The sequence below is a fragment of the Pseudomonas sp. O230 genome, assembly GCF_045447035.1.
Classification (GTDB): domain Bacteria; phylum Pseudomonadota; class Gammaproteobacteria; order Pseudomonadales; family Pseudomonadaceae; genus Aquipseudomonas.
The window spans coordinates 228,689-241,274 of record NZ_JBJGXN010000002.1; the positions used below are offsets into that span (position 1 = coordinate 228,689).

Annotated in this window: 13 protein-coding genes; 11 read left to right on the forward strand and 2 right to left on the reverse strand. The window is 59.8% G+C overall.

The window, feature by feature from the left end:
• Positions 1-17: 17 nt before the first annotated feature.
• Genes ccoN through ccoP form a run of 4 tightly spaced genes read left to right on the forward strand, consistent with a single transcriptional unit; the run spans position 18 to position 3,239 of the window.
• Positions 18-1,460, forward strand: a complete 1,443-nt coding sequence (gene ccoN / locus ACI77H_RS04395; RefSeq protein WP_407010549.1) for a cytochrome-c oxidase, cbb3-type subunit I — start codon at positions 18-20, stop codon at positions 1,458-1,460.
• Positions 1,460-2,068, forward strand: a complete 609-nt coding sequence (gene ccoO / locus ACI77H_RS04400) for a cytochrome-c oxidase, cbb3-type subunit II (protein ID WP_008028530.1) — start codon at positions 1,460-1,462, stop codon at positions 2,066-2,068. The genes ccoN and ccoO overlap by 1 nt, the downstream gene beginning before the upstream one ends.
• A gap of 5 nt (positions 2,069-2,073) precedes the next feature.
• Positions 2,074-2,259 (forward strand): CcoQ/FixQ family Cbb3-type cytochrome c oxidase assembly chaperone, encoded by a 186-nt coding sequence (locus ACI77H_RS04405; RefSeq protein ID WP_003175465.1) that lies wholly within the window; start codon positions 2,074-2,076, stop codon positions 2,257-2,259.
• Positions 2,256-3,239 (forward strand): cytochrome-c oxidase, cbb3-type subunit III, encoded by a 984-nt coding sequence (gene ccoP / locus ACI77H_RS04410; protein WP_407010551.1) that lies wholly within the window; start codon positions 2,256-2,258, stop codon positions 3,237-3,239. Before ACI77H_RS04405 ends, ccoP begins: the two co-directional genes overlap by 4 nt.
• A 55-nt stretch (positions 3,240-3,294) precedes the next feature.
• On the opposite strand, the gene ACI77H_RS04415 is transcribed toward ccoP, so the two are convergent.
• Positions 3,295-4,311, reverse strand: a complete 1,017-nt coding sequence (locus ACI77H_RS04415; protein ID WP_407010552.1) for a metallophosphoesterase family protein — start codon at positions 4,309-4,311, stop codon at positions 3,295-3,297.
• A gap of 233 nt (positions 4,312-4,544) precedes the next feature.
• Here ACI77H_RS04415 and ACI77H_RS04420 point away from each other — a divergent pair, with 233 nt between their 5' ends.
• From ACI77H_RS04420 to hemN, 7 genes are all read left to right on the forward strand, one after another.
• Entirely contained in the window at positions 4,545-4,874 is a 330-nt protein-coding gene (locus tag ACI77H_RS04420) for a hypothetical protein (RefSeq protein WP_407010553.1), read from the forward strand.
• A gap of 173 nt (positions 4,875-5,047) precedes the next feature.
• Positions 5,048-6,463: a cytochrome c oxidase accessory protein CcoG gene (gene ccoG / locus ACI77H_RS04425; RefSeq protein WP_407010554.1), complete on the forward strand. Its 1,416-nt coding sequence runs from the start codon at positions 5,048-5,050 to the stop codon at positions 6,461-6,463.
• An 11-nt stretch (positions 6,464-6,474) separates the two neighbouring features.
• Positions 6,475-7,014, forward strand: a complete 540-nt coding sequence (locus tag ACI77H_RS04430) for a FixH family protein (RefSeq protein ID WP_407010555.1) — start codon at positions 6,475-6,477, stop codon at positions 7,012-7,014.
• A gap of 158 nt (positions 7,015-7,172) precedes the next feature.
• A complete protein-coding gene (locus ACI77H_RS04435; protein ID WP_407010556.1) occupies positions 7,173-9,623 on the forward strand; it encodes a heavy metal translocating P-type ATPase in 2,451 nt (816 codons plus the stop codon).
• A 24-nt stretch (positions 9,624-9,647) separates the two neighbouring features.
• The gene (ccoS, locus tag ACI77H_RS04440) at positions 9,648-9,866 is read left to right on the forward strand and encodes a cbb3-type cytochrome oxidase assembly protein CcoS (protein ID WP_008028543.1); all 219 of its coding nucleotides are present in this window, start codon (positions 9,648-9,650) and stop codon (positions 9,864-9,866) included.
• A complete protein-coding gene (locus ACI77H_RS04445; RefSeq protein WP_407010557.1) occupies positions 9,859-10,542 on the forward strand; it encodes a sulfite exporter TauE/SafE family protein in 684 nt (227 codons plus the stop codon). The genes ccoS and ACI77H_RS04445 overlap by 8 nt, the downstream gene beginning before the upstream one ends.
• A gap of 172 nt (positions 10,543-10,714) precedes the next feature.
• Positions 10,715-12,097, forward strand: a complete 1,383-nt coding sequence (hemN, locus tag ACI77H_RS04450; RefSeq protein WP_407011030.1) for an oxygen-independent coproporphyrinogen III oxidase — start codon at positions 10,715-10,717, stop codon at positions 12,095-12,097.
• On the opposite strand, the gene ACI77H_RS04455 is transcribed toward hemN, so the two are convergent.
• Complete coding sequence (locus tag ACI77H_RS04455; RefSeq protein ID WP_407010559.1) at positions 12,094-12,570, reverse strand: hypothetical protein; 477 nt, start codon at positions 12,568-12,570, stop codon at positions 12,094-12,096. The genes hemN and ACI77H_RS04455 overlap by 4 nt on opposite strands.
• Positions 12,571-12,586: the final 16 nt, after the last annotated feature.

Genomic DNA, 12,586 nt, shown 5'->3' on the forward strand with positions numbered 1-12,586 from the left:
AACCGTGGAACCTTAGAATGAGCACAGCAATCAGTCCGACTGCTTATAACTATAAGGTAGTCCGCCAGTTCGCCATCATGACGGTGGTCTGGGGGATCCTTGGCATGGGGCTCGGTGTCTTCATCGCCTCGCAACTGGTCTGGCCGGAGTTGAACTTCGGTCTGCCGTGGACGAGCTTTGGACGCCTGCGCCCGCTGCACACAAACCTGGTGATTTTCGCCTTCGGTGGTTGTGCACTGTTTGCCACTTCTTATTACGTCGTGCAGCGAACCTGCCAAACGCGACTGATTTCCGACAGCCTCGCGGCCTTCACCTTCTGGGGTTGGCAAGCGGTGATCGTCGGCGCCATCGTTACCTTGCCGCTGGGTTACACCACCACCAAGGAATACGCTGAGCTGGAATGGCCCCTGGCTATTCTGCTGGCCATCGTCTGGGTTACCTACGGTCTGGTGTTCTTCGGCACCATCACCAAGCGCAAGACCAAGCACATCTATGTGGGCAACTGGTTCTACGGTGCCTTCATCGTCGTGACGGCGATGTTGCACATCGTCAACCACGCCTCGCTGCCGGTCAGTTTCTTCAAGTCCTACTCGGTCTACGCCGGTGCAACGGATGCGATGATCCAGTGGTGGTACGGCCACAACGCCGTAGGTTTCTTCCTGACCACCGGCTTCCTCGGGATGATGTACTACTTCGTTCCGAAGCAGGCCGAGCGTCCGATCTACTCCTATCGCTTGTCCATCGTGCACTTCTGGGCGCTGATCACCCTGTACATCTGGGCCGGTCCGCACCACCTGCACTACACCGCGCTGCCGGACTGGGCGCAGTCGCTGGGCATGGCCATGTCGATCATCCTGCTGGCACCGAGCTGGGGCGGCATGATCAACGGCATGATGACCCTGTCGGGCGCCTGGCATAAGCTGCGCACCGACCCGATCCTGCGCTTCCTCGTGGTCTCGCTGGCGTTCTACGGCATGTCGACCTTCGAAGGCCCGATGATGGCGATCAAGACCGTCAACTCGCTGTCGCACTACACCGACTGGACCATCGGCCACGTACACGCCGGCGCTCTTGGCTGGGTAGCGATGATCTCGATCGGCGCGATCTACCACATGATCCCGAAACTGTTCGGTCGCGCGCAGATGCACAGCATCGGCCTGATCAACGCGCACTTCTGGCTCGCGACCATCGGGACCGTGTTGTACATCGCTTCGATGTGGGTCAACGGCATCACCCAGGGTCTGATGTGGCGTGCAATCAACGACGACGGCACCCTCACCTACTCGTTCGTCGAAGCGCTGCAAGCCAGCCACCCTGGTTTCATCGTTCGCGCCCTGGGCGGTGCGTTCTTTGCCAGCGGCATGCTGTTCATGGCCTACAACGTATGGCGTACCGTACGTGCCTCGAACCCGGCCGAAGCTGAAGCCGCCGAACAGATTGCTGTAGTTGGAGCTCACTGATGAAGCATGAAGCAGTCGAGAAGAACATTGGCCTGCTGGCCTTCTTCATGGTTATCGCCGTCAGCATCGGCGGCCTGACCCAGATCGTTCCGCTGTTTTTCCAGGATGTCACCAACAAGCCGGTCGAAGGCATGAAGCCGCGCACCGCCCTTGAACTGGAAGGACGCGACATCTACATCGCCAACGGTTGTGTCAGCTGCCACTCGCAGATGATCCGCCCGTTCCGTGCTGAAACCGAACGTTACGGCCACTACTCGGTTGCCGGTGAAAGCGTCTGGGACCACCCGTTCCTGTGGGGTTCCAAGCGTACCGGTCCGGACCTGGCCCGTGTCGGCGGTCGTTACTCCGATGACTGGCAGCGTGCGCATTTGTACAACCCGCGCAACGTAGTGCCGGAGTCGAAAATGCCGGCCTACCCGTTCCTCGTGGAAAACAAGCTCGACGGCAAAGACACCGCCAAGAAAATGGAAGTCTTGCGCACGCTCGGCGTCCCTTACACCGACGAAGACATCGCCGGCGCCAAGGATGCTGTGAAGGGCAAAACCGAAATGGACGCGCTGGTGGCCTATCTGCAAGGCCTGGGCACCATCATCAAAAGCAAACGGTGATTTAGATGGATATCGGGATGATTCGTGGCCTGGGCACCGTTGTTGTGATGGTGGCCTTCATCGGTCTGGCGTTGTGGGTGTTCAGCCCCAAGCGCAAGTCGGAGTTTGAAGACGCGACCTTGCTGCCTTTCGCGGATGATCCCGAAGCCATCAAGCACGTCGAGCAAGCTTCTAGGAGTAACAAAGAATGACTACGTTCTGGAGTCTGTACGTCACAGTCCTCAGTCTCGGCACGATCTTCGCCCTGACCTGGCTGCTGCTGTCCACCCGCAAGGGCCAGCGCGCCGAGCAGACGGAAGAAACGGTTGGCCACTCCTTCGACGGGATCGAGGAGTACGACAACCCACTGCCAAAATGGTGGTTCATGCTGTTCGTGGGCACCATCATCTTCGCCCTCGGTTACCTGGTGCTGTACCCGGGCCTGGGCAACTGGAAAGGCCTGCTGCCGGGTTACAACTACCTGGATAACGAGAAGCAGACCGCGTTCGCCAACGGCCAGAGTGGCTGGACCGGCGTTCACGAATGGGAAAAGGAAATGGCCAAATCGGACGCCAAGTTCGGTCCGATCTTCGCCAAATTTGCTTCCATGCCGATCGAAGAAGTCGCCAAGGACCCGCAAGCCCTGAAGATGGGTGGCCGTTTGTTCGCCTCCAACTGCTCGGTTTGCCACGGGTCCGACGCCAAGGGCGCCTACGGCTTCCCGAACCTGACCGACGCCGATTGGCGCTGGGGGGGCGAAGCGGAAACCATCAAGACCACCATCATGGGCGGTCGTCACGCGGTGATGCCTGCGTGGGCTGAAGTGATCGGCGAACAAGGCGTTGCGGACGTTGCCGCATTCGTGTTGACCAACCTCGATGGCCGCAAGCTGCCGGAAGGCACCAAGGCCGACCCGGTTGCCGGGCAGAAACTGTTCGCCGCCAACTGCGTGGCATGCCACGGTCCTGAAGGTAAAGGCACCCCAGCCATGGGCGCGCCTAACCTGACTCACCCGGCAGCGTTCATCTACGGTTCGAGCTTCGCTCAACTGCAGCAGACCATCCGTTACGGCCGTCAGGGCCAGATGCCTGCGCAAGAACAGCTGCAAGGCAACGACAAGGTTCACCTGCTGGCCGCTTACGTCTACAGCTTGTCTCACGGTGAGAAGGCTCCGGCGCAAGACGCTCAGTAAGGCAAACGCCTGATGCAAAAAAAGGCCCCGCCAGTGAGAACTGGCGGGGCCTTTTTTATGGGCGACTGGTCCGCTTTGATGTCGCCGGCACTGTCGCTATCAGTTCACGTTTTTGCCACTGGTTGTTGTCGACCGCATAGACGTGCAGGTTTTTACGATCCTCGGAAAAACTGGCGATCAGATAAGTCTGCTGGGATGCGCTGCCGCTGATGAAACCGGGCACACTGCTCGTGTACCACATGGAGCCGCCACTCCCATGAAGATGACCGGCGAACATTGCAGTCACTTCATATTTATCGATCATATCCCTGAGGCGTTTTTCCTGACTCCAGTCGCCCATGAAATCGTTGGGTTTATGCAGGTTCAGGAGAATGATTTTCCCCTGCGCGCGTGCCTGCTCAAGGTCACGCTCAAGCCAATCGAGTGCCGGAGTAATTTCAAAAACCGTCGGACTGAAAAGGGTGCCCGAAGAGAAGCTCACCGAGTAAGTCGGCTCGTTATGTAACTGCACCAGGTGCACATCGCCATATTGCCTGGAGTATGCAAGGCTGCCGTAATAAATGGTGCTCGGCCATGAAGCTCGTGCCGCCAAATCCATACTGCCGACCTTTCCCCAATAACGTTTCTTCAGATCTTCAATGCTTCCAGCGGCGCAATTATTCAGAAAACAATCATTCACGTTATTTTGATAATCATGATTACCCAACCCGTAGTCATAAACCCCTTGAAGTTTTGCATCCAGCGTCTGCTGGACATAGGAACGCTCCCCCGCATGACCAAAGGCGGTCATATCGCCATTGATCATCACGGGCACCGCCGCGCTTCCACCCTGGTCTCGCCTGAAGTCCGCAATGCTGTCGTACTGGGTTTCGATCAGCCACCTGGAGCGTTCCAACCGCTGCGAATCGGACTCCGGCAACCGGGCATCGGTGTTGTCGGTCCAGGGAAACTGCGGGTCAGAAGCGAACACTATATGCCGTGGCGTTTGCGCCGACGAAGCCCCATACACATTAGGAACTGCCCAGACACTGACCAGTAACACCCACAATCGCCATCCTTTGCTTATTTGCATAATGCCTTTTCCTTAATACTTAATAGTGAGTACAACCCTAAAAATCCATTTAAAAAACCCACCTGCAAAAAGCAAACTACAACAGCACTTACTCAACACCAACAAATAACATATTTAGAATCACGAAACATAAACTTTAAAAAACAAACTTACTTGTAGAGCCAATCAAACCAACCCGTCTAAATCTTTCCGGACTTTCAATACAACCACCACTTTAATGGAAATGGATCTCTATGAAGTTATATACACTACCCACCGCATTGATCCTGACGCTCGCTGTAACGGCCACCTCTTCAATGGCCTCTGACTTCGCCCCGCGACATATCGTATTTGCTTCGAACCCCAAGTTCCCCTCAACTGAAAAGTCCGAAAAAGGAGAAGTTGAATCCGCCTCAAACAAGGAAGAACGTTCACGGAGGCTGATCGACGCGCAGTACACCAGCATCGCTGACTTTCGCAAGCAATCGGGAGGCGCCGCTGCCGTTCCCGTCATGATCAACGGCAAACCGTTGGCGCCGGTGACGAACACCGAGCAGCTATACTCGACAAGTCAATTGATCTGAATCATGTTTTGTTACATCTGCTACACCATTCATGATTTTTCCCCAACGCGACCAAAGGTCGCACCCTTGAGCTAGAGCGACAGGCGTATCATTGCGCCACTGCAACACCTCTTTTTGACCGCGGTCGGCATGCACTGACCGAGGCATTTTTCCACTGCCGTGGGATGCAACCGATGAGCAACCAGATTCCGGTACACGACGTTACCCCGCCTGCCAAGAACGCGAATAACAGCGTCGACCTCTACGCCTCTCGAGAAAAGATCTACACCCGCGCCTTCACTGGCCTGTTCCGCAATCTGCGGATGATGGGCGGCGCATTTTTGTTTCTGTTGTATTTCGGCACGGTCTGGCTGAACTGGGGCGGTCATCAAGCCGTCTGGTGGAACCTGCCGGAGCGTAAATTCTTTATTTTTGGCGCAACGTTCTGGCCTCAGGATTTCATCCTGCTCTCGGGCATTTTGATTGTCAGCGCGTTCGGCCTGTTCTTCATTACCGTGTACGCCGGTCGCGTCTGGTGCGGCTATACCTGCCCGCAGAGCGTCTGGACGTGGATTTTCATGTGGTGCGAGAAGGTCACCGAAGGCGACCGCAACCAGCGCATCAAGCTCGACAAGACGCCGATGAGCGCCAACAAGTTCCTGCGTAAACTCAGCAAACACTCGATGTGGCTGCTGATCGGCTTCGCCACCGGCATGACCTTCGTCGGTTATTTCTCGCCGATCCGCGAGCTGACCATCGACTTCTTCACCGGCGAAGCCGATGGCTGGTCGTATTTCTGGGTCGGTTTCTTCACCCTCGCCACCTACGGCAATGCCGGTTGGTTGCGCGAGCAAGTGTGCATTTACATGTGCCCGTACGCGCGCTTCCAGAGTGTGATGTTCGACAAGGACACGCTGATCGTCTCCTACGATCCGCGTCGTGGTGAAGCCCCTGGCCCGCGCAAGAAGGGCGTCGACTACAAGGCGCAAGGCCTGGGTGATTGCATCGACTGCACCATGTGCGTCCAGGTCTGCCCGACCGGCATCGACATCCGAGACGGCCTGCAAATCGAATGCATCGGTTGCGCTGCGTGCATCGATGCCTGCGACAGCATCATGGACAAAATGGATTACCCGCGCGGCCTGATCAGCTACACCACCGAGCACAACCTGTCCGGGCAAAAAACCCATAAACTGCGCCCGCGCCTGATCGGCTATGCCGCCGTGTTGCTGGCGATGATGGGCTTGCTGGCGGCGGCGTTCTTCATGCGTTCGCTGGTCGGTTTCGACGTCAGCAAGGACCGCGTGCTGTACCGCGAGAACGCCGAAGGCCGGATCGAAAACGTCTACAGCCTGAAGATCATGAACAAGGATCAGCGCGACCACACCTACGTGCTGGAAGCCGCTGGCCTGCCGGATCTCAAGCTGCAAGGCAAACGCGAGATCAAGGTCGCCGCCGGCGAGATTTTCAGCCAGCCGGTGGAACTGTCCATCGCCCCGGAAAAACTGCCATCGAGCACCAACGAGGTGAAATTCATCCTCAAGGATGCCGATGACGAGAGCATCCACGTTGAAGCCAAGAGCCGGTTCATCGGCCCACAAATTCGTTGAGAGAAGTGATCATGCCCGCAGCAAACGCCGCAAGTCCCTGGTACAAGCACCTTTGGCCGTGGATCATCATTGCCATTCTGGCCTGCTCGGTGACCCTGACCTTGTCCATGGTGACCATCGCGGTGAACAACCCGGACAACCTGGTCAACGACAACTACTACGAGGCCGGCAAAGGCATCAACCGCTCCCTCGACCGTGAACTGCTGGCGCAGACCCTGCTGTTGCGCGCCAGCGTGCACCTGGATGACGTGACCGGCGAAGTCGACCTGCGCCTGAGCGGCAACAGCCAACCAAAAACCCTCGAACTGAACCTGATCTCGCCGACCCAGCCCGAGAAGGATCGCAAGATCACCCTCGCCCAAAGCGAAACCGAACAGGGCCGCTACATCGGCCAGTTGAGCGACAAGGTTGAAGGTCGTCGCTTTGTCGAACTGCTGGGTGTGCAGGACGACAAGACCTGGCGCATGTTCGAAGAAGAACAGGTCAGCCATGACAAGGATCTGCTGCTGGGTGATGAACCGCTGCAGGGCGCGGAAGACCTGAAAAAGTAAAAAGCTGCGCTTCGCGCATTCGCGAGCAAGCCCGCTCCCACAGTGGATCGTTTGGTGTACACAAAATTTGTGCATGACACAGATCAAATGTGGGAGCGGGCTTGCTCGCGAAGAGGCCCTACCTGACGATAAGATTTCGCGGTACCAGTGAATATCTAATGACCACTCCTACCCCCTGCTACCACTGCGCCCTGCCCGTCCCGGCCGGCAGCCGCTTCACCGCTGCCGTCCTCGGTGAAACCCGTGAGTTCTGCTGCCCGGGTTGTCAGGCGGTGGCTGAAGCGATTGTCGCCGGTGGGCTGGAAAGCTATTACCAGCACCGCAGCGAAGCCTCGGCCAACCCCGCCGCGTTGCCGGTGCAGTTGGTGGACGAACTGGCGCTGTACGATCGCGCCGACGTGCAAAAACCCTTCGTCCGCCACGATGGCGAACTCGCCGAAACCACGCTGCTGATGGAAGGCATCAGTTGCGCGGCCTGTGGCTGGTTGATCGAGAAACACTTGCGCGGTTTGCCGGCGGTGGCCGAAGCGCGCCTCAACCTGTCAAACCATCGCCTGCACGTGCGCTGGGCCGATGCGCAACTGCCGCTGAGCCAGGTGCTCAGCGAGTTACGCCACATCGGTTATGCCGCTCATCCCTATCAAGCCGACCGCGCCAGCGAACAACTGGCCAGCGAAAACCGCCTGGCCCTGCGCCAACTCGGGGTCGCCGGGCTGCTGTGGTTCCAGGCGATGATGGCGACCATGGCCACCTGGCCGGAATTCAACATCGACCTCAGCCCGGAGCTGCACACCATCCTGCGCTGGGTCGCGCTGTTCCTCACCACGCCCATCGTGTTCTATAGCTGCGCGCCGTTTTTCAAAGGGGCGATGCGCGACTTGCGCACCCGCCACCTGACCATGGACGTCTCGGTGTCGCTGGCGATTGGCAGCGCCTATATCGCCGGGATCTGGACCTCGATCACCGGCGTCGGCGAGTTGTATTTCGATGCCGTCGGCATGTTTGCGTTGTTCCTGCTGGCCGGACGCTATCTGGAGCGGCGCGCCCGCGAACGCACTGCCGCCGCCACCGCACAGCTGGTCAATCTGCTGCCGGCCTCGTGTTTGCGCCTGAGCGCCGACGGTCAGAGTGAGCGGATCCTGCTCAGCGAACTGCGCGTCGGCGATCAAGTGCTGGTGCATCCCGGCGCGATCCTGCCGGCCGACGGCAAGATCCTCGACGGCCAGTCGAGCATCGACGAATCCCTGCTCACCGGCGAATACCTGCCACAGCCGCGAACGTTGGGCGATGCTGTCACCGCCGGCACCCTGAACGTCGAAGGCGCATTGACCGTGGAAGTCCTGGCGCTGGGCCAGGACACGCGCCTGTCTGCCATCGTCCGCCTGCTCGACCGCGCCCAGGCCGAGAAGCCACGACTGGCGGAAATCGCCGACCGCGCCGCGCAATGGTTCCTGTTGCTGACGCTGATCGCCTCCGCCTGTATTGGCGTGCTTTGGTGGGAGCTGGATTCATCGCGGGCCTTCTGGATCGTGTTGGCGATGCTGGTCGCAACCTGCCCATGCGCCCTGTCGCTCGCGACGCCAACCGCGCTCACCGCCGCCACCGGCACCCTGCACAAGCTCGGTCTTCTGTTGACCCGCGGCCATGTGCTGGAGGGCCTGAACCAGATCGACACGGTGATCTTCGACAAGACCGGCACCCTCACCGAAGGGCGCCTGGCGCTGCGCTCGATCCGCCCCCTCGGCGCACTCGACAGCGATCAATGTCTGAGCCTCGCCGCCGCCCTCGAAAACCGTTCCGAACACCCTATCGCCCGTGCGTTTGGCCGCGCGCCTCTGGCTGCCGAAGAAGTCCATAGCACACCGGGACTGGGCCTTGAAGGGGTGGTCGGCGAACAGCGTTTGCGCATCGGCCAACCGGGTTTTGTCTGCGAGCTCAGTGGCGCCGCCGTACCGCTGATGCCAGATGAAGCCGGCCAATGGCTGCTGCTCGGCGACCCCGCCGGACCGCTGGCGTGGTTCGTCCTCGACGACCGTTTGCGCGCCGATGCACCCGCGTTACTGGAAGCCTGCCGGGCGCGCGGCTGGCGCACATTGCTGCTGTCGGGCGACAGCTCGCCGATGGTCGCCAGCGTCGCCGCTGAACTGGGCATCGACGAGGCCCGTGGCGGTTTGCGTCCGGACGACAAATTGCAGGTCCTGCAACAGCTGCACAAGGAAGGTCGCAAGGTGTTGATGCTCGGTGACGGCGTGAATGACGTGCCGGTGCTGGCCACCGCCGACATCAGCGTCGCCATGGGTTCGGCCACCGATCTGGCGAAAACCAGCGCGGATGCGGTGCTGCTGTCCAACCGTCTCGACGCGCTGGTGCAAGCGTTCAGCCTCGCTCGGCGCACCCGTCGGGTCATCATCGAGAACCTGTTGTGGGCCGGGCTGTACAATGGCCTCATGTTGCCGTTCGCCGCCCTCGGCTGGATCACGCCGGTGTGGGCAGCGGTCGGCATGTCCATCAGTTCGTTGACCGTGGTGCTGAACGCCCTGCGCCTGACTCGCCTGCCGAGCGCGCCGGCCGCCAGCGCCACGCCACAAACCCGCCCGCTGCCGGCCTGAGCCGCGCGGGCATGGAGTCTCACCATGCCAGCTCTCTACGTGATGATCCCGGCCGCGCTGCTGATCGTGGCCATCGCGGTCTACATCTTCTTCTGGGCGGTCGACAGCGGTCAGTACGACGACCTCGACGGCCCGGCCCACAGCATCCTGTTCGACGACCAGGACCCAAACCACACCGCAGCGGTCGACGAGGCCAGCGGCCATCCGGCCAAACCGGACGACAAGGCGCCCCCGCATGTTTGAGCTTGCGCCACTGCTGGTGTCGGCGGTGATCCTCGGCCTGCTCGGCGGCGGCCATTGCCTGGGCATGTGCGGCGGTTTGATGGGCGCGTTGACCCTGGCGATTCCCAAAGAGCAACGCAGCCGCCGGTTTCGATTACTGCTGGCCTACAACCTCGGGCGAATTCTCAGCTACGCCACGGCAGGTCTGCTGATCGGCCTGGCGGGCTGGGCGGTGGCGAACAGCCCGGCGGCGATGTTCATGCGCCTCCTCGCCGGACTGCTGCTGATTGCCATGGGCCTTTATCTCGCCGGTTGGTGGAGCGGCCTGACCCGCATCGAAAGCCTCGGTCGCGGTCTGTGGCGGCACATCCAGCCAATCGCAAATAAACTACTGCCGGTGTCGAGCCTGCCACGCGCGTTGTTGCTGGGCGCGCTCTGGGGCTGGCTGCCGTGCGGGCTGGTTTACAGCACGCTGCTGTGGTCGGCGAGCCAGGGCAATGCGCTGGACAGTGCATTACTGATGCTCGCGTTCGGACTGGGCACCTGGCCGGTGTTGCTCGCCACGGGGCTGGCAGCCGAGCGCGTTACGGCGCTGTTGCGCAAACGGTATGTGCGGATGACGGGGGGCTTGCTGGTGATGTTGTTTGGCATCTGGACTTTGCCGGGGCCGCATCAGCATTGGCTCATGGGGCATTAGATCGGCGGCGCGCCCACAGGGAGAATGCATTTCAATGTGGGAATGAGCCTGCTCGCGAAGAGGCCAGCACTGACCACACGAATCCTGACCGTTGATGCAAATCAAGATGCCCCATCGCCGCACCCCATAGACTTGCTGACACTGCCAGCCTATCCGGGGGAATGCCCGCATGATGCTCGACGCCATTCGTTGGGATACCGATCTGATCCGCCGTTACGACCTGGCGGGACCTCGTTACACCTCCTACCCGACAGCCGTGCAATTTGATGGGCATGTCGGCACCTTCGACCTGTTCCATGCGCTGCGCGAAAGCCGCAAGGCGCTACGTCCGTTGTCGTTGTATGTGCACGTGCCGTTCTGCGCGAACATTTGCTACTACTGCGCCTGCAACAAAGTCATCACCAAGGATCGTGGTCGCGCCCTGCCCTATTTGCAGCGCCTGGAGCAGGAAATCCAGCTGATCGCCTGCCATCTCGACCCCGCACAGAAGGTCGAGCAATTGCACTTCGGTGGCGGCACACCGACCTTTCTCAGCCATGACGAACTGCGTCAGCTGATGGCCCAACTGCGCAAAAGCTTCAACTTGCTGGATGACGATTCCGGCGACTACGGCATCGAGATCGACCCGCGCGAAGCCGATTGGTCGACCATGGGCCTGCTGCGTGAACTGGGTTTCAACCGGGTCAGCATCGGCCTGCAAGACCTCGATCCGGCCGTGCAACGCGCGGTGAATCGCCTGCAAAGCCTGGAGGAAACCCGGGCGGTGATCGACGCCGCACGGACACTGCAATTTCGCTCGATCAACATTGACCTGATCTACGGTTTGCCAAGACAGACGCCGGAGAACTTCGCCCGCACGGTCGACGAAGTGATCAACCTGCAACCGGACCGACTGTCGGTATTCAACTACGCGCACTTGCCGGAGCGCTTCTTGCCGCAACGACGAATCAACAGCGACGAATTGCCGACGCCTGCACAGAAGCTGGAAATGCTCCAGCGCACCATCGAACAGTTGACCGCCGCCGGCTACCGTTACATCGGCATGGATCACTTCGCCCTGCCCGACGATGAGCTGGCGATTGCTCAGGAAGAATCAACCCTGCAACGCAACTTCCAGGGCTACACCACTCACGGCCATTGCGATTTGATCGGCCTCGGTGTCTCGGCCATCAGCCAGATTGGTGACCTGTACTGCCAGAACAGCAGCGACCTGAATCAGTACCAAAACGCCTTGGCCAGCGCACAACTGGCCACCAACCGCGGCCTGCTGTGCAATGCCGATGACCGCCTGCGGCGAGCGGTGATTCAACAACTGATTTGCCGTTTCAGCGTGGAATTCGCCGACATCGAACAAACGTTCAACATCGACTTTCGCGGTTACTTCGGCGAACTGTGGCCACAACTGCAAAGCATGGCCGAGGACGGGCTGATCGAACTGAACAATGAACGGATCACCGTACGGCCGGCAGGCCGCTTGCTGGTGCGTTCGGTGTGCATGGTGTTTGACGCGTACCTGGAGCAGCAGAATCGCCAGCGGTTTTCGCGGGTTATCTAACGTTCCAGCAGCAGGGAAGTCGTCTTCAACACCTGCTCAGGGGTCAGGTTCGCTTGCGAAATGGCTTTGGACAGCGACAGATTGGCTGTGATCAGCCCGCCATTGAGGGTGGTGATGGTCGCTTGCAGGGCGCCGAGTTTGGCCCTGCGTTCTTCGGCGGAGAGTCGTTTGTCGGCCATCACCGCTTGCATGCGTGCGATTTTCTCGGCGATCTGCTGCTGCAATCGGCGAATCATTTTCAGGATCTGTTGAATGTTTTCCGGCAACCCGCTTTCTTCAATGTCCTTGTTGTCACCGTGGGAACTGGCGGCCTTGGTCAAACCGGCGCCGGACAACGAGACTCTGATGCCTTCGGCCACGGGCGAAGTGGCCGGGCCGATGATTGCCGAGCCATCGCCGGTCGAACCGCTGGCAGGCTCAAGCAGCGTTTGCACGCCACTGCTGCCGGGGTTGAGCACGCCGATGGTGGCCATGAAATGAATACCTTTG